The organism is Curtobacterium phyllosphaerae, assembly GCF_049341865.1.
In the GTDB taxonomy this organism is placed as follows: domain Bacteria; phylum Actinomycetota; class Actinomycetes; order Actinomycetales; family Microbacteriaceae; genus Curtobacterium; species Curtobacterium phyllosphaerae.
Genome location: NZ_JBMPIU010000010.1, coordinates 21,606 through 43,682 on the forward strand (window position 1 = coordinate 21,606; position 22,077 = coordinate 43,682).

At 71.8% G+C, this 22,077-nt stretch carries 20 protein-coding genes; 7 read left to right on the plus strand and 13 right to left on the minus strand.

Translation table 11 applies throughout. From position 1 onward, the window contains the following. Positions 1 to 2: 2 nt before the first annotated feature. On the minus strand, positions 3 to 1,736 hold the full coding sequence (locus ACO0E0_RS14990) for a glycoside hydrolase family 13 protein (RefSeq protein WP_422872248.1): 1,734 nt from the start codon (positions 1,734 to 1,736) through the stop codon (positions 3 to 5). 153 nt (positions 1,737 to 1,889) lie between these two features. On the opposite strand from ACO0E0_RS14990, the gene ACO0E0_RS14995 reads away from it, so the two are divergent. Next, the gene (locus tag ACO0E0_RS14995) at positions 1,890 to 2,906 is read left to right on the plus strand and encodes a LacI family DNA-binding transcriptional regulator (protein WP_422872249.1); all 1,017 of its coding nucleotides are present in this window, start codon (positions 1,890 to 1,892) and stop codon (positions 2,904 to 2,906) included. A 47-nt stretch (positions 2,907 to 2,953) separates the two neighbouring features. Here ACO0E0_RS14995 and ACO0E0_RS15000 read toward each other — a convergent pair whose 3' ends face one another. From ACO0E0_RS15000 to ACO0E0_RS15010, 3 genes are read right to left on the minus strand one after another with little or no spacing between them, the layout of a single operon-like run. Continuing rightward, positions 2,954 to 4,288 carry an alpha-amylase family protein gene (locus ACO0E0_RS15000; RefSeq protein ID WP_422872250.1) on the minus strand — a complete coding sequence of 445 codons (1,335 nt, stop codon included), beginning with the start codon at positions 4,286 to 4,288 and terminating at the stop codon, positions 2,954 to 2,956. An 8-nt stretch (positions 4,289 to 4,296) separates the two neighbouring features. Beyond that, positions 4,297 to 5,178, minus strand: coding sequence for a phosphatase PAP2 family protein (locus ACO0E0_RS15005; protein ID WP_422872251.1), 882 nt, complete (start codon positions 5,176 to 5,178; stop codon positions 4,297 to 4,299). A gap of 30 nt (positions 5,179 to 5,208) precedes the next feature. Further along, entirely contained in the window at positions 5,209 to 6,933 is a 1,725-nt protein-coding gene (locus ACO0E0_RS15010) for a bifunctional 3'-5' exonuclease/DNA polymerase (protein WP_422872252.1), read from the minus strand. An 86-nt stretch (positions 6,934 to 7,019) separates the two neighbouring features. Here ACO0E0_RS15010 and ACO0E0_RS15015 point away from each other — a divergent pair, with 86 nt between their 5' ends. Together ACO0E0_RS15015 and ACO0E0_RS15020 are read left to right on the plus strand one after the other, a co-directional pair. Then, on the plus strand, positions 7,020 to 7,583 hold the full coding sequence (locus tag ACO0E0_RS15015) for a TetR/AcrR family transcriptional regulator (RefSeq protein ID WP_422872253.1): 564 nt from the start codon (positions 7,020 to 7,022) through the stop codon (positions 7,581 to 7,583). A 103-nt stretch (positions 7,584 to 7,686) separates the two neighbouring features. Next, entirely contained in the window at positions 7,687 to 8,718 is a 1,032-nt protein-coding gene (locus tag ACO0E0_RS15020) for a medium chain dehydrogenase/reductase family protein (RefSeq protein WP_422872254.1), read from the plus strand. A 19-nt stretch (positions 8,719 to 8,737) separates the two neighbouring features. Here the strand turns inward: ACO0E0_RS15020 and ACO0E0_RS15025 are convergent, their stop codons facing one another. Next, positions 8,738 to 9,253, minus strand: a complete 516-nt coding sequence (locus ACO0E0_RS15025; RefSeq protein ID WP_422872255.1) for a TetR/AcrR family transcriptional regulator — start codon at positions 9,251 to 9,253, stop codon at positions 8,738 to 8,740. A 128-nt stretch (positions 9,254 to 9,381) separates the two neighbouring features. Here ACO0E0_RS15025 and ACO0E0_RS15030 point away from each other — a divergent pair, with 128 nt between their 5' ends. Together ACO0E0_RS15030 and ACO0E0_RS15035 are read left to right on the plus strand one after the other, a co-directional pair. Then, a complete protein-coding gene (locus tag ACO0E0_RS15030) occupies positions 9,382 to 10,308 on the plus strand; it encodes an aldo/keto reductase (protein WP_422872256.1) in 927 nt (308 codons plus the stop codon). A 34-nt stretch (positions 10,309 to 10,342) separates the two neighbouring features. Then, positions 10,343 to 11,476, plus strand: a complete 1,134-nt coding sequence (locus tag ACO0E0_RS15035; RefSeq protein WP_422872257.1) for a Gfo/Idh/MocA family protein — start codon at positions 10,343 to 10,345, stop codon at positions 11,474 to 11,476. 110 nt (positions 11,477 to 11,586) lie between these two features. Here the strand turns inward: ACO0E0_RS15035 and ACO0E0_RS15040 are convergent, their stop codons facing one another. Beyond that, on the minus strand, positions 11,587 to 12,405 hold the full coding sequence (locus ACO0E0_RS15040; protein ID WP_422872258.1) for a nucleotidyltransferase domain-containing protein: 819 nt from the start codon (positions 12,403 to 12,405) through the stop codon (positions 11,587 to 11,589). A gap of 50 nt (positions 12,406 to 12,455) precedes the next feature. Here ACO0E0_RS15040 and ACO0E0_RS15045 point away from each other — a divergent pair, with 50 nt between their 5' ends. Continuing rightward, positions 12,456 to 13,478, plus strand: a complete 1,023-nt coding sequence (locus tag ACO0E0_RS15045) for an NADP-dependent oxidoreductase (protein ID WP_422872259.1) — start codon at positions 12,456 to 12,458, stop codon at positions 13,476 to 13,478. Here ACO0E0_RS15045 and ACO0E0_RS15050 read toward each other — a convergent pair. The 7 genes from ACO0E0_RS15050 to ACO0E0_RS15080 all read right to left on the minus strand — a co-directional run bounded on the left by ACO0E0_RS15050 (position 13,475) and on the right by ACO0E0_RS15080 (position 21,028). Then, on the minus strand, positions 13,475 to 14,551 hold the full coding sequence (locus ACO0E0_RS15050) for an SDR family oxidoreductase (RefSeq protein WP_422872260.1): 1,077 nt from the start codon (positions 14,549 to 14,551) through the stop codon (positions 13,475 to 13,477). The genes ACO0E0_RS15045 and ACO0E0_RS15050 overlap by 4 nt on opposite strands. A 79-nt stretch (positions 14,552 to 14,630) precedes the next feature. Continuing rightward, the gene (locus ACO0E0_RS15055; RefSeq protein ID WP_422872261.1) at positions 14,631 to 15,551 is read right to left on the minus strand and encodes an acyltransferase domain-containing protein; all 921 of its coding nucleotides are present in this window, start codon (positions 15,549 to 15,551) and stop codon (positions 14,631 to 14,633) included. Further along, positions 15,548 to 16,456, minus strand: coding sequence for a carbohydrate ABC transporter permease (locus ACO0E0_RS15060; RefSeq protein ID WP_422872262.1), 909 nt, complete (start codon positions 16,454 to 16,456; stop codon positions 15,548 to 15,550). The genes ACO0E0_RS15055 and ACO0E0_RS15060 overlap by 4 nt, the downstream gene beginning before the upstream one ends. Continuing rightward, entirely contained in the window at positions 16,453 to 17,442 is a 990-nt protein-coding gene (locus ACO0E0_RS15065; RefSeq protein WP_422872263.1) for a carbohydrate ABC transporter permease, read from the minus strand. Before ACO0E0_RS15065 ends, ACO0E0_RS15060 begins: the two co-directional genes overlap by 4 nt. A gap of 7 nt (positions 17,443 to 17,449) precedes the next feature. Beyond that, positions 17,450 to 18,778 carry an ABC transporter substrate-binding protein gene (locus tag ACO0E0_RS15070; RefSeq protein WP_422872264.1) on the minus strand — a complete coding sequence of 443 codons (1,329 nt, stop codon included), beginning with the start codon at positions 18,776 to 18,778 and terminating at the stop codon, positions 17,450 to 17,452. 23 nt (positions 18,779 to 18,801) lie between these two features. Next, the gene (locus tag ACO0E0_RS15075; RefSeq protein WP_422872265.1) at positions 18,802 to 20,106 is read right to left on the minus strand and encodes a Gfo/Idh/MocA family protein; all 1,305 of its coding nucleotides are present in this window, start codon (positions 20,104 to 20,106) and stop codon (positions 18,802 to 18,804) included. Between the two features lie 133 nt (positions 20,107 to 20,239). Beyond that, positions 20,240 to 21,028 (minus strand): DeoR/GlpR family DNA-binding transcription regulator, encoded by a 789-nt coding sequence (locus ACO0E0_RS15080; RefSeq protein WP_422872266.1) that lies wholly within the window; start codon positions 21,026 to 21,028, stop codon positions 20,240 to 20,242. A gap of 172 nt (positions 21,029 to 21,200) precedes the next feature. On the opposite strand from ACO0E0_RS15080, the gene ACO0E0_RS15085 reads away from it, so the two are divergent. Continuing rightward, positions 21,201 to 22,076, plus strand: coding sequence for an SIS domain-containing protein (locus tag ACO0E0_RS15085; RefSeq protein ID WP_422872267.1), 876 nt, complete (start codon positions 21,201 to 21,203; stop codon positions 22,074 to 22,076). The last annotated feature ends 1 nt before the right edge of the window (position 22,077 follow it).

Sequence of the window (22,077 nt, forward strand, 5' to 3'; positions counted from 1 at the left end):
GATCAGGAACGGACGTCGAGCCAGACGCTCGTGTCCGCGGGGAGGGTGTGGTCGGGGAGCGCGCCGCTCGCGAGGAGCACCTCGGCGGCGGGCGGGAGCGGGACCGCGGTCGCGCCGCAGTTCGTCAGGTGGAGGAGCGTGCCGCGGCGGAACGCCAGGACGTCGTCGCCCCGGGTGCGGTCCCACGAGAACGCTCCGTGCTGGAGGGCGTCCTCGCGACGGATCGCGAGCATCCGGCGGTACAGCGACAGTGTCGACCCGGGGTCGGCGTCCTCGGCCTCCACCGAGAACGCGGTCCACCCCGCCGGCTGCGGGAGCCACGGTTCGGCGGCGGCGCCGTCGGGGCTGAAACCAGCGGTCGCCGGGTCGGTGGTCCAGGGCAGGGGCACGCGGCACCCGTCCCGCCCGGGGTCCACGCCCTCGGAGCGGTGGTGCATCGGGTCCTCGATGCGGTCGAGCGGGATGTCCTCGACCTCCGGCAGTCCCAGCTCGTCGCCCTGGTAGACGTAGAGCGCTCCCGGGAGTGCCGCGGCGAGCATCGCGGCCGCCCGCGCACGACGGGCGCCGACGACGAGGTCGGTCGGGGTGCCGAACCGCTTCGTGTCGAACGAGAAGGCGCTGTCCGCGCGTCCGAACCGGGTGACCGGCCGGGTGACGTCGTGGTTCGAGAGCACCCAGGTGGCCGGCGCCCCGACGGGTCCGTGGACGGCGAGGGTCTCCTCGATGGCGGCCCGGAACCCGTCCGCACCCCAGGGCCGCGCCATGAAGTCGAAGTTGAACGCGGCATGGATCTCGTCGGGCCGCAGGTACAGCGCGAACCGGTCGAGGTCGGCGAGCCAGATCTCCCCGACGAGCACCCGGTCCCCGAGGTGGTCGTCGGGGTCGGACGCCGCACGCTCGGTGTAGGAGTCGGCGACGGCCCGCCAGCTGCGGTAGATGTCGTGCAGGTCGTCGCGGTCCAGGTTCGGGTGCTGACCGGGCGCGTACGTCCCGGTGATCTCGGGGAGTGCCGGGTCCTTCGCGACGAGCGCCGCGGAGTCGATCCGGACCCCGGCGACCCCGCGGTCGAACCAGAAGCGGAGGACGTCCTCGTGCTCGCGGCGGACGTCCGGGTGGCCCCAGTTCAGGTCCGGCTGCTCCGGGGTGAACAGGTGCAGGTACCACTGGCCGGGCGTGCCGTCCGGGTCGGTCGTCCGCGTCCACGTGCTCCCGGAGAAGCTCGACGGCCAGTTCCCGGGGGGCAGGTCGCCGTTCGGGCCGCGGCCGTCGCGGAACCAGAACCGGGCGCGTGCATCGCTGCCGGGTCCGCTCGCGAGCGCCTCGCGGAACCAGGCGTGCTGGTTCGAGACGTGGTTCGGGACGACGTCGACGATGGTCCGGATCCCGAGCGCCGCGGCCTCGGCGATGAGCGTCTCGGCCTCGGCGATGTCGCCGAAGTCCGGGTGGATGGCCCGGTAGTCCTCGACGTCGTACCCACCGTCGGCGAGCGGCGAGCGGTACCAGGGGGTGAACCAGATCGCGTCGACGCCGAGGCCGGCGAGGTACCCGAGGTGGGCGCGCACCCCGGCGAGGTCACCGATCCCGTCCCCGTTGCCGTCCGCGAAGCTCCGGACGTACACCTGGTAGATCGCTGCGGTGCGCCACCACGCCTGCGGGCCGTCGGCCGACGCGCCGGGGGTGGGTCGCGCCTCCAGGCCGAGGTGGTCCGCGGTCTCGCGGGCGGGGCTGAGCGTCATGGTTCGGTCCTTCCGGGGCCGGGGCGACACCGCCGCGGCGACGTTTGGTTTAGCGCTATACTCGGCGCTGGAGTGACAATATGGTGCTCCGCTCCCCGATGTCAACTCCCGCCCCGGCAGTCGACGTCCACCACCGACCGAGGACGACCATCCATGCCCGTGACCCTCAAGGACATCGCCGCCGAGGCCGGGGTGAGCCTCATGACGGTCTCCAACGTCGTCAACGGCAACCACGACAAGGTGTCCGTCGGGACCATCGACCGGGTACAGGCCATCGTCGACCGCCGTGGCTACGTCACGAACGCGTCGGCCCGGAGCCTGGCCGCCAAGTCCTCACGGCTGATCGGCCTGCTGGTGCCGTCGGCGGACGACGACGTCCTCGTCCTCAGTCCGCACAACGTCGCCGTGTTCGGGTTCCTCGAGCGACGCCTGCGCGACCGCGGCTACCACCTGCTGTTCCGCGGTGTGACCGCGACCGCCGAGGTCGACGTCGCACTCCGGTCGTGGAACCTCGACGGCGCCGTCGTCCTCGGGTTCCTCGACGAGGAGGTCGACGGGTTCGTGCCCACCGAGGACACGCCCATCCTGGCGCTCGACAGCTACTCGCCGAACGCCCGCGCGACCGGCGTCCGCTCCGACGACCGCGAAGGCGGCCGACTCGCAGCGGCCCACCTCCTGGCGCTCGGGCACCGCCGGATCGCGTTCGCGAGCCCGACGTTCTCGGACGTCGGTCTCGTCCGGCAGCGGTTCGAGGGGTTCCTGCAGGCGCACGCCGACGCCGGGGTGCCGTGGGACCCGGCCGACCTGGTCGAGGCCGACCCGACGTGGGAGCTCGGCGTCCGCGCCGGACTCGCGCTGGCCGTGGACCACCCGGCGGTGACCGCGGTGTTCGCGACCGCGGACATCCTGGCCGCCGGCGTCATGGAGGGTGTCCGGGCGGCAGGTCGGAGCGTGCCGGACGACGTGTCGGTGGTCGGGTTCGACGACATCGACCTGGCGCACTACGTCACGCCGAAGCTGACGACCGTGCGGCAGGACGTCGGTGCGAAGGGCTCGTTCGCGGCGGCGATGCTGCTCGACGAGATCGAGGGCGGCGGTACCCCGGGCGAACCGGTCGTCGTGCCGGTGGAGCTCGTCGTCCGCGAGTCGACCGCCCCGCGCCCGGTCTGATCCGCGCGCACACGCCGTCCGGCCACACGCCGTCAGGCCGCCCGCCGTCAGGCCGCCAGGACCGCCCACCCGTGGGACGGGAGGCCCACGGTCCCGTCCCGCAGTTCGCCGCCGCCCGCCACGACGCGCGTCGCGTCCGCCGCGGGGACCGACACCGGCTCGTCCGCGAGGTTGAGCGCCGTCAGCACGGCGCCGGACCCGGTCGCGGTCCGGAGCACCATCGCGGTGTTCGTCAGGTGGACCACGTCCGTGTGCGCGGAGTGCAGCCACGGGAACTGCCGTCGGACGCCGATGAGCGCCTGGTGCGCCCGGTACGCCGTCCGGGCCGTGTCGTCGAGGTCGGACACCGCCGACGGGGCGTCGGGGAACGCCGGCCGCACGACGTCGTCGCCGCCGAGCCGGTCCTCCTTGACGCCGGTCATCCCGTACTCGTCCCCCGCGTAGACCCCGGGTGTCCCGGCGACCGTGAAGAGCACGGCGAGCGCGTGCGGCAGGTGTCGGGGATCGCCGACCGCCGTGGCGATCCGCGTCGTGTCGTGGTTGCCGACGAACGTGCTCGGCACGAACGTCGTGAGGAGACCGTCGTGCTGTTCGATCGCATGCGCCGTCTCGAAGAGGTTCCGGTCGGCGATCCCGTGCCAGATCCCCTGCCACAGCGCGTACTGCGTCACCGAGTCCATCGTCGACTCGCGGACGATCGCGACCGCGTCGCCGTGGATGACCTCGCCGGTGATCCAGGCTCCTGGGTGCCGCTCGCGGACCCGCGGGAGCACTGCCGCCCAGAACGCGGCCGGCACGGCGTGCGCGACGTCGAGCCGCCAGCCGTCGATCCCGCGGTCGAGCCAGGTGTTCATCACCTCGACGACCAGGTCGACCACGGCGGGGGACGAGTGGTCGAGCGCCGGGAGCGACTCGTGCCCCTCGAAGACGTCCGCGTCGATCGGGTCCCCGGGCTGCCAGTCGTCCCACCGGACCCGGAACAGTCCGGCGGTGGGCGCGGACGGTCCGCCGGTGAGCGCCGCGAACGCCGGGTGCTCCCGGCTGACGTGGTTGAACACGCCGTCGAGGATCACGCGGATCCCCCGGTCGTGCGCCGCGCGGAGCAGGCGGTCGAAGTCGGTCTGGTCGCCGAGTCGCGGGTCGATGCGGAAGTGGTCGATCGTGTCGTACCCGTGCGTCGCCGAGTCGAATACCGGCCCGAGCTGGAGCCCGTTCAACCCGAGTTCGACCACGTGGTCGAGCCACGCTTCGACGCGGCCGAGGCGGTGGGTCAGCGCCCGCTCGGACGAGGACGACGGCCGGATCGGGGCGTCGACGAACCCGAGCGGGTAGACGTGCCACCACATGACGTGGTCGACCCAGGCGAGCGGAGCATCAGGCATGGGTCGAGTCAACCGGACGTCGCCGGTCGTTGCCCGTCGACGTCCCCGCCCGCGTGCCGGTGCCGGACCACCGTCAGGAACAGGCGGTGCGCCGTGACCACGAGCGACAGCCACGCCAGGCCGAGCACCCACGCGGCGAGCACGTCGGTGAGCCAGTGGTGCCCGAGGAACACCCGGCTCAGGCCGATCGACACGATGAACACCGTCCCGCCCGCGATCGTCAGGACGCGCGCCACGACGGTCGACTGCCGGAGCAGCAGCAGGTAGACGAGCGTGCCGGCGATGACCGTCGCGTTCAGCGTGTGGCCGCTCGGGAACGACGGTGAGTGCTCGTACGGCGGGACCGCGTCGGCGTGCGGCGGCCTGGTCCGGCCGACGAGCTGCTTGCCGGCCACCGTCATCAGGAGCGACCCCGCAGCGGCCGGGACGAGCAGCACGATCGGCGTCCATGACCGGCGGCGGACGGTCAGCACCACCAGGAACACGACCGCGACGATCGGCATCCCGATCGTCCCGCCGACGTCCGTCCACCCGGTCACGGCCGCGTCGAGCGCCGGCGAGCGGAGCGGCAGCACGGCCTCGAGCACCGGTCGGTCGAGGACCGCGACGTCACCGCGTTCGAGGACCGCCTCGTAGACCTCCGACGCGAGCCAGGCGAACACGCTCGCGAGCACCATGCCGATCGCGAGGGTCAGGCCGAGCACCGGCCACGCGCCGAAGCGGTCGCCGAGTCGGTGTGCCGCGACCGCCACGGAACGCCCGACGGGTGTCCGCCACACGGTCAGGTCGACCGTGCCGATCCTCCGGTCGCGTTCCGCGGTCGGCCGGGGGTCCCGCGCATCGGACGGGAGGCCTGGGGCGCGTGTGGCAGGTTCGCTCGGCTCCGTCATCGGACCACCCAACCAGACGGCCCTGACGGGCTACTTCGCGGACCCGTAGTCGTCGACCACCGCGACGCTCAGCGGGAAGTCCACCGGGAACGACCCGAACAGCAGGCGCCCCGCATCCGCGGCGGCGGCCTCGACCTGCGACACCACCCAGTCGGCGTCGGCCTCCGGCGTGTGCACCATGATCTCGTCGTGCAGGAAGAACACCAGGTGCGCGCTGTCCGTCACGGGGCCGGGGAAGCGCGCCGCGAGCCGGGTCCGGAGCCCGGCCATCCAGGACAGCGCCCACTCGGACGCGCTCGCCTGCACGACGAAGTTCCGGGTGAACCGCCCCCAGCTCCGTCCTCGGGACCGTGCCGCCCGCTCGAGCGCCGGGGAGCCGTCCGCCGAGTGGGCCAGCGCCTGCGCGTCGAGCCAGTCCCGGCCCGGCGACGGCGAGGTCCGCCCGAGCCGCGACCGGACCAGCTCCCCCCGTTCGCCCATCCGCGCCGCGGACTCGACGAGGGCGAGCGCGCGGGGGTACTGCCGGGCCAGCCGGGGGACGAGCCGGCCGCCCTCGCCCTGGGTCGCGCCGTACATCGCCCCGAGCATCGCGCCCTTCGCCTGCTGCCGCGTCTCGACCGCCCCGGAAGCCACGATGCCGTCGTACAGGTCCCGTCCGCGACCGGCCTCGGCCATCCGGAGGTCGCCCGACAGCGCGGCGAGGACCCTCGGTTCGAGCTGGGCGGCGTCGGCGACGACGAGCTTCCACCCGGGGTCGGCGATCACCGCGGACCGGATCTGCTTCGGCAGCTGCAGCGCGCCACCACCGCTCGTCGCCCACCGCCCGGAGACGACCCCGCCGACGACGTAGTCCGGGTGGAACCGACCGTCGGCGATCCACTCGTCGAGCCAGGTCCACCCGTTCGCGGTCAGCAGTCGGTACAGCCGCTTGTACTCGAGCAGCGGCTCGATCGCGGGGTGCTGGAGCTCGGCGAGCTCCCACTTCCGCGTCGACTCGACGACGAGCCCCGCCCGCCGCAGGGACCGCAGGACGTCGGTCGGCGAGTCCGGGTTCAGCTGCGGGTCGTCGAGCTCGGTCCGGAGGACGCCGACCAGCGCTTCGAGCCGCCGCGGCCGGACGCCGTACGGCACGCGGGGTCCGAGCGCGTCCTCGAGGAGCGCCTCGTGCACGTCCGCCCGCCAGGGCAGCCCGGCGAACCGCATCTCGGCGGCGATGAGCGCCCCCGCGGACTCGGCGGCGAGCAGGAGCCGGAGCGCCCCGGGGTCGTCCGAGCCGGCGACGGCGTCGAGCTGGGAGCGGAACTCGACGAGCGCGCGGTCGTCAGCCGTGCCTCCCGTCCGATCGTCCGGCGCCGCACCGGACGGGACGGGGTCGTCGAAGAGGGACTCGTCGAACAGCGCGTCCGGCCGGGGCGCGGCCGCGGGGGCGGCGGTCTCGTCCCATGGTCCGTCCGGCGCGGTCGCGAGTGCGGAGCGGGCCGCGGCGAGTGCGGTCCGGAGGATCCGGTGGTTCAGCCGCAGGTCGAAGCACCGCGCGACGCGTCCGCCCGCGGCGAGCACCGGGGGGTACCAGCGGTTCGTGTCGTCCCACACCCAGCGGACCCCGGGACCCTCCAGTTCCGCGACGACGGAGGGGAGGCTCGCCAGGGTCGTCCGCATCGGCTCGCCGTCCGGCTCCCCGGCGTCCGTCGTCCGCCGGACGAGGACGGTCCCGGCACCGCTGCCGCCGTCGACGCGGTCCAGGACGATGTGCACGGATCGATCCTCCCGCATGCAGCCGACCTCGGCGATCGGGTACCGGGGCTTGCGTCCGGCCAGAGAGTGAGTGTACAGTCACTCACATGTCGATCAGCCTCTCCACCGCCGATGCCCGGCGACGTACCGCGGTCGACGGCGCGATCGTCGAGTTCGCGCGGACCGGCTACCTCGGGACCCCGGTGACCCGGGTCGCCACGGCCGCCGGCATCTCCCCTGCGTACGTGTTCAAGCTGTTCCCCCGGAAAGAGGAGCTGTTCGTCGCCGCCCTCGACCGCTGCTTCGACCGGATCGTCGACGCGCTCGAGGTCGGTGCGTCGTCCACGGCCCCCGGCGCGCACGGCGACCTCGTCCTCTCCGCCATGGGTGGGGCCTACGCCGAGCTCATCGCGGACCGCTCGCTGCTCATGCTCCAGGTGCACGCGCAGTCCGCGGCCGACGTCCCCGAGATCGGGGACGCGCTCCGGCGCGGACTGGCACGCGTCACCTCGTTCGCGAAGGAGCGTTCCGGCGGCAGCGACGAAGCCGTCCAGCGGTTCATCGCGTACGGACAGCTCTGCCACCTCATCGTGACGACCGATCTCGACGCCGCACCGACGGACGCCGCGCCCTGGGTCGGCATCCTCACCGCGGGCATCCGCCACCCCTGACCTCTCGCCGACGCGGTCCTGCGCCGGCCTCCTCCCGCGTGCTGTCGGCACGCGTGTCACGAGAAGTGAGTGACCAAACACTCAACCTCAGAAGGGAACCCCCATGACCGACACCACCGCCCGCGAGGTCGTCCTCCGCGGTCTCAGCTCCCCCGCCGACCTGCACGTCACGGTCGGGACGCGTCCCGCGCCGACAGCCGGGCAGGCACTCGTCCGCATCGAGGCGTCCGGCGTCTCCTTCGCGGAGCGCTCGATGCGTCGCGGCCGGTACCCGGGCCAGCCCCCGTTCCCGTTCGTCCCCGGGTACGACCTCGTCGGGACCGTGCTCGAGGTCGGCTCGCCTGCGGACCAGCGATGGGTCGGGCAGCGGGTCGCCGTCGCCACGAAGACCGGCGGGTGGGCGACGCACGCCGTCGTCGACACGGACGACCTCGTGGCGGTCCCCGACGGTGTCGCCGCGGCCGACGCGGAGACGGTGATCGTCAACGGCATCACCGCCTGGCAGATGCTGCACCGGAGCGCACGGGTCCGGCGCGGCGGGACGATCCTGGTGCACGGCGCGAGCGGCGGCGTCGGGACGGTGCTCGTGCAGCTCGCGGTCCACGCCGGCATCCGGGTGATCGGCACGGCGGCCCCGCGCAACCACGACGCGCTCCGGGCACTCGGCGTCGAACCGGTCGACTACGCCACTCCGGACCTCGTCGGCGCCGTGCGAGCACTCGCACCGGATGGGGTCGACGCCGTGTTCGACCACCTCGGCGAGGAGAGCGCGCGGCGGTCGTGGACCCTCCTCGCGCGGGGTGGCGCCCTCGTCGTCTACGGGACGGCGCTCGACCTCGACTCGTCGAAGAGCATCCTGCAGGTGTTCGTCGGGATGATCGGCCGCATCGTGCTGTGGAACGTCGTGCCGAACGGACGGCGCGCCTCGTTCTACGACTTCTGGGGTGGCAAGCGCGTCCGGCCGACGATGTTCCGACGACGCCAGCACGAGGACCTGTCCGCCGTCCTCGACCTCCTCGCCCAGGGTGTCATCACCCCGGCGGTCGCTGCACGGTTCCCGCTCGAGGAGATCGCCACGGCGGTGGAGCTCGCCGAGTCGGGGACGATCCGCGGCAAGGTCGTCCTGGTGCCGTGAGAGCTCCGGCCCGACCGGTTCAGCGGATGCGCAACCCGTCGACCACGAGGTCGAGCATCCGCTCGCGCTGCCCGGCGTCCGTCGACCCCGCCGTCACGAGGAACGTCCCGAGGATCGCACTCGTGACGTCGTCCGCCAGGACGTCAGCCCGGAGCGTGCCGTCCGCGACACCCGCCGCGAGGAACATCCCGACCACGCCGCGGATGCGCCCGCGGGTCTCCTCCGGCGCGACGGCACCGGCGGAGACCGCCTGCCGGAACGCGTCGGCCATGCCGTGCTTCGCCGCGAAGAACGTGGCGTACCGATCGATCCACCGCCGGAGCGCCACGTCGGCGGGCCCGGACCCGAGGAGCGTGTCCGCGCTCCGGGCCACCTCGTCGAGCTCGGAGCGGTACACCGCCTCGACGAGGTCCTGCCGGGTCGGGAAGTTCCGGTAGAGCGTCCCGACGCCGACTCCGGCACGCTTCGCGATGGCGTCGAAGGTCACGTCGCCCTCGCCCGCCGCGAATGCGTCACGAGCGGTCTCGAGCAGCATCGTCCGGTTGCGTGTGGCATCGGCTCGGGGCGACAAAGTGGAGGACCCTCCGTTTCAGGTGTACGGTACCGGTGAAGCGGAGGTGCCTCCGTTTCGTCCGGACAAGTACACCATGACAGGAGTCATCGATGTCGACAACGACCACCTCCGCATCGCTCGCCGGCCACACCGTCGCCCGCATCGGGTTCGGCGCGATGCAGCTCGAGCGGCACCACGACACCCCCGATGCCGGTGTCGCCGTCCTGCAGCACGCGCTCGAACTCGGCATCGACCACATCGACACCGCCCACTTCTACGGCGACGGCTTCGTCAACGACCTCATCCGCCGGGCGGTCCCCGTGGACGCCGGTGTCACGATCGTGTCGAAGGTCGGGGCGACGCCGGACCCGGGCGGCGCGTTCCCGCTGAAGCCGGCGCAGCGCCCCGAGGAGCTCCGCGCCGCCGTCCACGAGGACCTCCGCGGTCTCGGACTCGACAGGATCCCGGTGGTGAACCTCCGTCGTCTCGAGATCGGCCCGGGTCTCGCGGCGCAGGGCGACCAGGTCGTCGACGTCGACGACCAGCTCGCCGAGATGGTCGCCATGCGCGACGAGGGTCTCATCGGTGCGATCGGCCTGAGCGCCGTGACCGTCGAGACGCTCCGCCACGCGCTGCCCGTCGGCGTCGCCTGCGTGCAGAACCCGTACAACCTGCTCGACCGCCGGTTCGAGGACATGCTCGACCTCTGCGTGCAGGAGGACATCGCCTGGGTGCCGTTCTTCCCGCTCGGCTCAGCGTTCCCTCGCATGCCGAAGGTCACCGACGACCCGTCCGTGATCGAGGCCGCGGAGCGCATCGGCGTGACGCCGTCGCAGGTCGGTCTCGCGTGGCTCCTCGGCCACACCGCGAACACCCTGCTCATCCCGGGCACCGGCAGCATCGGCCACCTCGAGGAGAACATGGCGATCGCCGACGTGCACCTCGACGACCGGGCGACGGCCGCGCTCGACGCCGTCGGGGCCGCGACGACGAGCGAGCCGATCCACCCGCCGACCTGGCCGCGCGACGCCGACTGACCGGCGCGACCAGAACCCGGCTAGCGTCGGACGCATGGACGACGACGACCAGCCCCGCCCCCGGACGGGCATGAACACCGACGGACCGATCCGGTACACGGTGGTCGGCACCGGTTGGCGGTCGCAGTTCTTCCTCCGCATCGCCCGGGCGCTGCCCGACACGCACGTCGTCGCCTCGGTCGTGACCCGGGACCCCGACGCATTCGACCGCACCACGGTCGGCGAGCACGTCCCGGTGGTGTCCGGCCTCGAGCAGGCCATCGACGCAGGCCGCCCGGACTTCGTGATCGTCAGCGTCCCGCGCGCCGTCGCGCCGGGGGTCATCCGCGAGTGCGTCCGCCTCGGGGTGCCGGTCCTCACCGAGACGCCCCCGGCCGCGGACCTCGACGGACTCCGAGCGCTCTGGGACACGGTCGGCGCCGACGACCTCGTCCAGGTCGCCGAGCAGTACCCGTCCTACCCCGGCCACGCGGCACGACGCGCGATCGTCGAGCAGGGCGTGATCGGCACGCCGCATGACGTCCAGGTCTCGTCGACGCACGACTACCACGCGGTCGCCCTGATCCGCTCGCTGCTCGGGAGCCCGGCGCGGGGTGCCGGCCCGGTCGCCGTGACCGCGCACCGGAGCGCCTTCGAGCTCGCCGACCCGCAGGACCGCGGCGGCGGGACCGGCCACGCCGAGCCGGTGCCGATCGGACAGCTCCGCGTGCACCTCGACCTCGGCGACGGACGTACCGGCCTCCACGACTTCACCGACAACCAGTGGCACAACCCGCTGCGGCACCGCCGAGTCGTCGTCCGGGGCAGCCTCGGCGAGATCAGCGACGACCGGGCAGTGCACCTCGTCGACCCGCGGACGGTGGTCGACTCCGAGCTCGTCCGGCGGCAGATCGGTGTCGACCTCGACCTCGACGGGGCCGACCTCGACCACATCCAGTTCGAGGGCCGGGTCGTCTGGCGGAACCCCTGGGTCGGCGCGCGGTTCATGGACGACGAGATCGCCACCGCGACGCTCCTGCACGAGACCGGCCGCTGGGCCCGCGGGCTCGCCGACGGCCCGTACCCACTCCGGGAGGGACTCCAGGACACCGCGATCGCGCTCGCCTTCGCGGAGTCCGCGGCGTCCGGCACCACGGTGACCGTCGCGCCGGAGGCCTGGACCGCCTGACGGCGTCCGAGCGCCGCCACGTGTCGGCCGGGAGGCGCGGGTCGAGCCCGCCCCGAGCCTCCAGTCCGGTGTCCGGTCGCGACGGAGCAGACCCCGGCCGCGGGGCCTGCTCAGAGACCGATGCTCCGCCGGAAGAACGCCTCCGCCGCATCTCGTGCCGCTGCCGTCGGGGCCGGCTCCAGACCCTCGAGCCGGGCCTCGGCCAGGGTGAGCTCGTCGCGGACGAAGTCCTCGAGCACCGCCGGACGGTCCCCTGTCCCGAGCTCACGCGTGACGGCCTTCCTGGCGACGAGCTCGTCAGCGGCCGTGATGGTCCGATCGTCGGCGTCCCCCTCGCGGAGCAGGGTCGCGAGGTCCATCGGCGGAGCTCCCGACCCCTCGTGGACGCGCATCCAGCGGAGTGCCGCCGCGGGTCGGAGGACGTAGAAGAAGCGCTTCAGCGGCGCATCCGGAGCAGCCCGCAGGCGTTGCGCATGCGCGACGTGGAGGTAGTGCCGACCGATCTTCGCCGGGTCGGCGACCACGTCCGCGAGCGCCAGGAGATCGACCCGGAAGGTCGGATCGCCGCGGTACACGATCGGCGACCGGAGCCACTCGACGACGGTCGCGTTGCCGCCGACGAGCAGGCGGAGCGTCTTCGCGAGATCCCACCCGTTGACGTCGAACACCGCGTCGAGCGGCGTCTCGATCACGTCTCGCGGCGGCCAGAGTGCCGTGTAGTCGGACGGTCGGCGCAGGAAGAAGAAGCGGCAGTCGTAGTCGCTGTCCGGTGAGGGAAACCCCCACGCCCGGCTCCCGCTCTCGATCGCCCACGGGATGACGACGTCGTGGTCGCGTTCGACGCCATCGAGCCGCCGGTCGATCGCCGACACGACGTCGGCGTCGAGTGCGTCGGGGACGGATCGCATCGAGGACACGCGGGAGGGCATGCTCGAGCGTACCGCCGCCCCGCCCAGGTCGACCCTCCTAGGCTGGTCCGATGCCCACCACCAGCAGCACCCAGATCCAGCTCGCCGCCCGCCCCGAGGGATGGCCGACCCACGAGGACTTCCGGACCGTCACGGTCGAGCTCCCCGACCTCGGGCCCGACGAGGTCCGCGTGCAGAACGAGTTCATCTCCGTCGATCCGTACATGCGCGGTCGGATGAACGACACCCGCAGCTACGTCGCGCCGTACGCGCTCGGCGAGACGATGACCGGCGCCGCGGTCGGCCGGGTCGTCGCGTCGACCTCGGACGCCCACCCCGTCGGTGCCCTCGTGACCTCCCAGCAGGCATGGCGGGACGTCGCCCAGGGTCCGGCCGCCGGGTTCCGCGTCGTCGAGGACATCCCCGGGGTGCCGTCGTCGGCGTACCTCGGCGTCCTCGGAGTGACCGGCTTCACCGCCTGGCTCGGGCTCACCGAGATGGCCTCGCTCCGGTCCGGTGACGTCGTGTTCGTGTCCGGGGCCGCCGGGGCCGTGGGTTCCGCGGTCGGGCAGATCGCGAAGCTCCTCGGAGCGAGCCGCACCATCGGGTCCGCGGGCGGCCCCGAGAAGGCGGCGCTCCTGACCGACCGGTACGGGTACGACGTCGGCATCGACTACAAGGCCGGGCCGATCCGCGAGCAGCTCGTCGCCGCGACCGGCACGACCGACGGCGAGGGCATCGACGTGTACTTCGACAACGTCGGCGGGGACCACCTCGAGGCCGCACTCGAGGTCTTCAACGACGGTGGCCGCGGCGCGATCTGCGGCGCGATCTCGGCCTACAACGAGACCGGTCGCGCACCGGGCCCGGACAACATGGGCAACCTCATCACGCGGGCCCTGACGCTCCGCGGCTTCACCGTGGGCGGGTACCTCGACCGTCTCCCGGAGTTCGCGGCTGCGATGGGCCCGTGGCTCGCGAACGGCGACGTGGTGTTCGACGAGACCGTCCGGCACGGCATCAACGGCACGGTCGACGCGTTCCTCGACCTCATGCGCGGTGCGAACACCGGCAAGATGGTCGTCGCGATCTAGGGGATCAGCCGCTCCGCGCGGTACCGGTCGAACAGGGCCGTGAACGAGTCGATCGTGCGGTGGTGCTCGGTGAACCCCGCGAGACGGCTCTTGGACATGTCGGTGAGGACCTCCATGTCGCGGCCGAGGTCGGCGTCCGTGTGCCACCAGGACGCGACGCGCGCCAGGTCCGGCTCGACGAGGCCGTGTTGGGCGACGATCTCGGCCCAGACCGTGGCCGCGTCGACCATCTGCTCCTCGAGGGGGCGCGGCACCGTGTCGAACCCCTCCGGCTCGACGCCGAGCTGCCGGGCGATGCGCGGCCACATCCAGCGCCACCGGAAGACGTCGCCGTTCGCGGTGTTGAACGCCTCGTCCGCGCCCGCGGGGTCCGTCGACGCCCAGATCATCTGCTCCGCGAGCAGGGTGGCGTCCGTCACGTCGACGAGTCCGTTCCACTGCGTCTCGCTCCCGGGGAACACGAACGGCTGCCCGCGGTGCCTGCAGATCGCCGCCTGGACCGCGAGCGTCAGCCCCATGTTCATCGCGTTGCCGACGGCGTACCCGAGGACGGTGTGGGAACGGTGCACGGACCACGTGAACCCCTGACGCGCAGCCGCCGCGACGAGCTCGTCCTCCTGCGCGTAGTAGAAGTTGTCGACGTCGAGGCGCGGTTCGTCCTCGTGGAACGGGGTGTCCGGCACCGGCCCCTGCCCGTAGGCCTCGAAGGGCCCGAGGTAGTGCTTCAGCCCGGTCATCAGCGCGGCATGCTCGACGGGCGCGTGCGCGAGGGCGGCGAGCAGATCGCGGACCATGCCGCCGTTGACGCGGATGTTCTCCGCCTCGGTGTCCTGTCGGGCCCACGCGGTGAAGAACACGTGCGTCGGGTGCTCGTCCGCGAGAGCCTCGGCGACCGATGACGGACTCGTCAGGTCCGCCGACACCTGGCGGAGGCCGTCGCGCTCCGCACCGAGTCGACGGGACAGGGCGGTGACGGACCAGCCGTCCGCGAGGAGACGGTCGACGATCGCTCCCCCGGCGATGCCGGTGGCCCCGACGACGAGTGCGGTCGAGCGGTCTGTGGTGGGTGTCATGCGTCCAGCGAACCACCGGCCGACTGATGCACGACCGGGCACGGCGCACCCGCGGCGGCAGACGCGGCGGCAGACCCGGTCAACGACGGACCTCGGCGACGCCGACGCGCTCCGTCCAGTGGTCACCCCCGTCGAGGACCGCACGGAGCCCGACCTGCAGCCGCCCGTTCGGCACCGCCGTGCGCATGGCGTCGACACTCGAGCCGAAGACAAACTTCGCGATCGACGCGTCCCCCGTGGCGGGCCGCTCCCCGGCCGCACCCGTCGACGCCCCGCGGTCCGGCTCCGGCTGGACCGCGAACCGTGCCGCGAAGCGGACGAGGTTCGACTCCGCGCCGAGGATCGCCGGCAGCCGCGGGTCGAGCACCCACGAGTCGCAGCTCCACCACCCGGCGCGGACACCCCAGAGCCGTTCGAGGACCGTCGGCGCGGCGGCGAAGGCCTCGTCGCAACGGCTGGGGTCGAGCGGCCCGAGCTCCGGGATGTGCACGCCCCAGGCCTGCTCCCCGTCCGGACGTCCGGGAGCCTGGCCCGGACGTTCGAACTGCAGGCGCCCGACCGTCACGACGGACCCCGTCGCCACGGCCGCCAACCAGTCCGCACCCGTCCCGGCCACGCCGTACGCGGCGATCTTCCGTGGCACGTCCGCCATCGACCGCCATGCGTCGGCCTCGGGCACCCCACGGTCCACGAGCCAGGCAACGGTCGTCGGCATCGCCTCCACCAGCGCGGCGACCACCATCGCACCGGACTCCTCCGCACCGGACGTCTGCAGCGCGGACCCGGCCTCCGGACCCGCACCGACGGCGGCCGTGAGGGACGCGACCAACCGGCGCCGTTCCTCCCGGCCGGTCGCGTCCGCTCCAGCGAGCGCACCCGGGACCAGCGCTCGCTCGACCAGCGCTCCCTCGACCAGCGGGCGGAGGACCGCATCCGACCGTGGCTCGACCGCCTGCAGACGGTCGAGCACGGCCGACACCGGCGTCGGCGTCGGCGTCACTTCAACCCGGACGATGCGAGCCCGTCGATCACGCGTCGCTGGAGCACGACGAACATGATGAGCACCGGCGCCATCGCCATCAGGCTCGCCGCCATGAGCACCGGGTAGTCGATCGTCCGGTCGCCGGACAGCGTCGCCAGGCCGGCCGCGAGCGGCATGTCCTCGGCACGGGTCGACACGACGAGCGGCCAGAGCAGCTCGTTCCACGAGAACAGCACGGTCGTGATCGCCAACACGCTGATCGACGGGCGGGCGAGCGGCAGCATGATCCGCCAGAACGTCTGGAACGGGTTCGCGCCGTCGACCCGGGCGGCCTCCTCGAGCTCGACGGGCATGTTGAGGAACGCCGTCCGCATCAGGAACGTCCCGAAGGCCGAGAAGAGGCCGGGCGCGACGATCCCCATGATGGTGTCGAGCCACCCGAGGCCCTGCACGATCTGGTACTGCGAGATGAGGTACACCTGGCTCGGCACGAGCAGGATCGACAACACGATCCCGAGCAGGATCATCCGGCCCTTGAACCGCATCCGCGCGAACGCGTACCCGGCGAGCGTGCACAGGACGATCTGCGCGGCCGTCCGGATGATCGTGATGACCACCGACGTCCAGAGCTGGCTGAGGAACGGCAGGCGCTGGAACACCTGGACGTAGTTGTCCCACTGCAGTGTGCCGGGCCAGAAGGTCGGCGTGACGGACTGCACCTGCGCGTTCGTCGACAGCGACATGATGATCTGCCACAGGAACGGCAACGCCATGAGGAACCCACCGACGCCGAGGACCACGTGGATCCAGACATGGGATCCGCCCCGCCGACCCCGACGGGTCGACGCCGTCCTGGTGGTCCGGCGCGTCGCCGTGGTGGCGACCGCGATGCCCTTGCCCCGGGCCTGGATGATGCCGGTCATGCCTGCACCCACCGTCGCTGTACTCGGAACTGGACGAGCGTGACGATGCCGATGAGCACGAAGATGGCCATCGCGATCGCTGCGGCGAATCCCTTGTCGTTGTTGATGAACCCCGCGCTGTAGAAGTAGAAGACGAGGGACATCGTCTTCGGGATGACCGGGTTCGTGCTGCCGAGCAGCGCGTAGAGCAGGTCGAACAGCTGGAAGCTCGAGATCGTCGTGATGATGACCACGAAGAAGATGCTCGGGGTCAGCATCGGGACCGTGATGGACCGGAACTGGCGGGTTCGACTCGCGCCGTCGAGCTCCGACGCCTCGTACAGCTCCGGCGGGATGTCCTTGAGACCTGCGCCGAGGATGATCATCGAGAAGCCCAGGGAGGACCAGAGCCCGACGATCGCCACCGCGACGAGCGCGAAGCCCGGGGTGGAGATCCAGTACGGGCCGGTGATGCCGAACCGGCCGAGGACCCAGTTGAGGATCCCGAAGTCACCGTTGTAGATGATCCGCCAGACCAGGGCGATCGCGGCAGGCATCGCGACGTACGGCAGGAAGAACAGCACGCGGTAGAACTGCGCGAACCGGAGGCCGGGCGTGTTCAGGAGGCTCGCGAGCCACACCGCGAGCGGGATCCCGAGCAGCACGATCGCGGTGTAGATGAGCGTGTTGACGAGGGACTGGTAGAACTGCGGGTCCGTGAGGAGCTGCGCGTAGTTCGCGAGGCCGGTGAACGTCGCCCCGCCGAACACCCCCCAGGTGGTGAACGAGAACCAGAAGGTCTGCAGGATCGGCCAGATGTAGAAGGTGCCGACGCCGATCAGGAGCGGGAGCACGAAGAGCCACGGCCAGAAGCCGTCCGTCCGCCTGCGCGCAGGCGGGGCGGCGCCGGGGTCACCCCGACCCGGCCCGGCGCCACGTCCGGACCGGACCGGGCGCGCGGCCGGGGAGGAACCGGGGGTCGCCTCCCGAGAGGTGTCGATCGTCATGCGGGGCTCACTTCTTGGCGAGGGCGGCGTCCATCTGGGACGCGAGCTGCTTCGTCACGTCGGCGACCGGCTCGGATCCGTCGAACGCCGACGGGAGCAGGTTCGTCTCGAGTGTGTTCCACGCGGCCGTGTTCTTCGACACGGGCAGCGGCTTGGCGTAGGCGACGCTGTCCAGGAACACCTGCAGGTCCGCGTCCGGCATCGACTTCGTGAAGGCGGACTGCGTGCCCTCGTACGCGGGGATCACCGCGCCCATGTCGCCCTGCTGCTGCTGCGCGGTCTTGCCGGCGAGGTACACCTGGAGCGCCTGCGCGGCCTGCATGTGCTTGCTGTTCGCGGCGACGACGTTCGAGACGCCGTGGATCACGGTCGCCCGCTCCTTGCCCTTCGGCAGCGGGTACACGACGACGTCCTTCTCCAGGTCGGTGCCCTCGAGCGCCGCGCGGAACCAGCTGCCGCCCTGGTACATCGCGAGCTTGCCCGAGGTGAAGAACTGGTCGGCGGTGGTGTCGGTGAGCTGCTTGATGGTCGGGGAGGCACCCGACTTGATGAGGTCCGTCCAGAACTCGATGCCCTGCTGGGCCGCGGGGGTGTTGTACTCCGACTTCGTCCCGTCGGCGTTGATCACGCTGCCGCCGGCCTGGAAGATCGTGTCGTAGTAGGTGGTCTGGCCGTCCATGCCGGCGGCGGCGCCGTAGGCGCCCTGCGCCTTGAGCTTCTCGGACAGCTCGGCACCGGTCTTCTGGAAGTCGTCCCAGGTCCAGTCCTTCGAGGGCATCGCGACACCGGCCTGGTCGAACAGCGCCTTGTTCATCCAGACGCCGATCGTGTCGAAGTCCTTCGGGACGCCGTACTGGGTGCCGTCGTACGTGTACAGCTGGTCGAGCGACTTCGAGTAGTTCGACGGGTCGATCGCGCCCGCCTTCACCTCGCCCGTGATCGGCGCGATCTTGCCGTTCGCCGCGTAGAGCTGGAAGTTCGGGCCGTTCATCCAGAACAGGTCCGGCAGCGTGCTCGACGACGCCTCGGTCTGGAGCTTCGTGAAGTACGTCGCGTACGGGGTGACGTCGACGTTGACCTTGATGTTCGGGTACAGCTTGTTGAAGCCGTCGAGGTTGGCCTTGATCGCCTTGACCTGGTTCTGGTCCCAGACGGCGTACGTCAGGTTCGCGGAGACGTCCTTGTCCGGCTTGCTGTACGACGACGAGGACGACGACGCACCGGAGCTGGAGCTGCACCCGGCGAGGAGGAGGGCGCCGACGGCGGCACCGGCGATGCCGGCCGCGATCCGTCGGGCGGCGCGCGACGGCGTGTGCAGGCGGGGGGAAGCGGGCATGACGCGGTCCTTTCGGGTGGCCGTCACCGGGCGGTGTCGGTCGGGGTGGGGGTGGATGCGGCGGCAGGTGCGGTTGCAGTTGCGGTTGCGGGAATGGTCATCTCGGCGAAGTGCGCGACGGTCTCCGCGCGGAGCGGCGGGATGTCGATCGGCACCGAACCGTTCCGGAGTGAGCGGGTCGCGAGCGCACCCGCGGCGACGGCCTGGCGGGCGGCGATCGGCGAGAGCGAGGTGCGCTCACCGAGGGCGATGTACCGGACGAACTCGGTCATGGTGAGCAGGTCGGCGTCGGCGTGCCCGTCCTCGACGCCGTCGATCGGGTACTCGCGGTCTCCGTCGACGTCCCACCCGCGCCGGTGGTTCCACACCTTGACGACCCCGCCACCGGTGTCGCCGATGTTCTCGAGGCGGCCCTCGGTGCCGATGACCGTGTAGTTCCGCCAGTAGTCCGGGGTGAAGTGGCACTGCTCGTAGCTGGCCATGACGCCGTTCTCGAGGGTCATCATCACCATCGAGACATCCTCGACGTCCACCACGGGGTTGAGACCCTCGGCGGCGAGGGGCGGCCAGTTGTCGAACGAGAACCAGTCGCCCATCATCTCGCCGGCGGCGCTGCGGTCGCGGCGGTCCTCGACGTCGCCGTACACGGCGAGCGTCCCCATCCCGACGACACGGCTCGTGAACGCACCGGCGAGCATGTGGATCACGTCGAGGTCGTGGCTGGCCTTCTGGAGCAGCAGCGAGTTCACACGGGTGCGGTCGGCGTGCCAGTCCTTGAAGTAGTAGTCCCCGCCGTTGCCGACGAAGTGCCGGCACCAGACCGCCTTCACCTCGCCGATCTCACCGCGGGCGATGACGTCGTGCATGAGCCGGACCACGGCCGCGGACCGGAAGTTGTGGCCGACGTAGAGGGGCGTGCCGGTCTCGGCAGCGACGTCGAGCACGGCGTCGGCGTCCTCGACGGTGATCGCGAGCGGCTTCTCCAGGTAGACCGCGATGCCGGCCCGGAGCAGGTCGATCGCGATCGCGGCGTGGGTCCAGTCCGGCGTGGTGACGATCGCCGCGTCGAGGGCGTCACCCGTCCCCGCGAGGGCGACGAGGTCCTGGTGGCTCGGGACGACGAGGGCGTCGGGGTACTCGGCGAGCGCGCGTGCACGGCCGGCCTCGGTCGGTTCGGCGATCGCGACCACGGCGGCGTCGACGCCCGAGTCCGCGACGTGGTGCGCGATGTAGGCACGCTGTCCCATCCCGATCACCGCGATGCGGAGGGTCCGGTCACTGGTGCGCGGTGCCCCGCTCGTGGCGGTCGCTGTGCTGACGTCGTTCATCTCGCTCCCTTGCGTGATCTTGACCTACATCCTGCCCAATCGATCATGAATGCACAATAAGCGACGCGAACTTCGATCACGGCGCGAGATGCGAGGGTTTTACACGATGGAAACGTCCGGACCCGGCGGTCGGTCAGTTCGCGACGACGACCTGGACGCCGGCAGCGGCGAGTTCCGCTGCGAACGACTCCCCGACGGGCTGGTCCGTGACCAGGACGTCGATCCGGTCCAGCGGGCAGATGCGCGCGAACGTGCTCTGCTCGAGCTTCGTCTGGTCGGCGACGACGATGACCCGCCGCCCGACCGAGGCGAAGTGCCGGCTGACCTCGGCCTCGCCCTCGTGCAGGGTCGTCGCTCCGTACTGCCCGCTCAGGCCGTCGACCCCGAGGATCACGACGTCGAGGGCGAACTCGGACAGGGCGTTGGAGACGAGCGCGCCGACCAGCTCGTAGGACTGTCGGCGCGCCACACCACCCGTGACGACGATCTTGACGTTCGACCGCACCGACAGCTCGTAGCCGATGTTGAGCGCGTTCGTGACGATGGTGATGCCGAACTCGCCGTCGGTCCGGATGAACCGCTCGCTCTTGCCGAGCTCGCGGGCGACCTCGGTGGTGGTCGTGCCACCGTTGACGCCGACGGTGTCGCCGGGGCGGACGAGCTGGACGGTGGCGCGGGCGATCGCGACCTTGGCGTCGGCCTGCCGGGCGATCTTGTACTGCAGCGGGAGCTCGTAGCCGGCGCCGAGCGCGGCGGCCCCGCCGTGGGTCCGGGTCACCAGACGCTGCTCCGCGAGCGACGTCAGGTCACGCCGGGCGGTCGCCGCCGAGATGTCGAGCTCCGCGCTGATCTCGGCGATCGTCACGTTGCCGCGATCGCTCACGAGTTCGAGCAGCGCGTTGAGACGTTGTTGCGGGGTCATGGGCGGCCGATGCTCCTGTCGTTCCGCGGATCTCCGGGTGTCGCGACCCATCCTAGGGTCTGAGCGGCATGAATCGATGATCGATGTTGACGCTTTGCGTTCGCATCGATCACCGACAATCGCTATAGTTCCCACCATCGATCACGGGGATCGATCTTCACGGAAGGCGCCCATGTCCGAACCCTTCGTCGCCGCCGAGCTGGCGTCCCAGCCCGACACCTGGCGTGCCGCGGCCGCACTCCTCCCCGCGTTCGCCGACGTCCTCCCGCAGCGCGGCGAGCGCGTCGCGGTGGTCGGGTGCGGGACGAGTTGGTTCATCGCCATGAGCTACGCGGTCGCACGTGAGCGCGCCGGACACGGCCTGACGGATGCGTTCGCCGGGTCCGAGTACCCGAGCGGCCGCGAGTACGACCGCGTGGTCACCATCTCCCGCTCCGGCACCACGACCGAGATCGTCGACCTGCTCGGCGGCGTCGCCGCGCCGACGGTCCTGATCACGGCGGTCCCGGGGAGCCCGGCGGCCGCCGAGGCCGACCACCTGGTGTCCATGCCGTTCGCCGACGAGCAGTCCGTGGTCCAGACGCGGTTCGCCACGACGACATTGGCGCTCCTCCGAGCCTCCCTCGGCGACGACGTCGACGCCCTCGCCGTGCAGGCCGAGCGGGCGCTGACGATCCCGATCGACGACCTGCTCGACGCCGACCAGGTGACGTTCATCGGCCTCGGCGCCGCGATCGGCCTGACCTCCGAGGCGGCACTGAAGACCCGCGAGGCGGCCCAGTTCTGGGCCGAGTCCTACCCGGCGATGGACTACCGGCACGGGCCGATCGCGATCGCGCAGCCCGGCCGGCTCGTCTGGACGCTGGGGCCGGTGCCCGAGGGGCTGCGAGACGAGGTCGACCGGACCGGAGCCGTCTTCGTCGACCACGACCTCGACCCGCTCGCCGGACTCGTCGTGGTGCACCGGTTCGCGGTCGCACTCGCCGAGCGCAGGGGCCTCGACCCGGACAACCCGAGGTCGCTCACCCGCTCGGTCATCCTCACCTGAG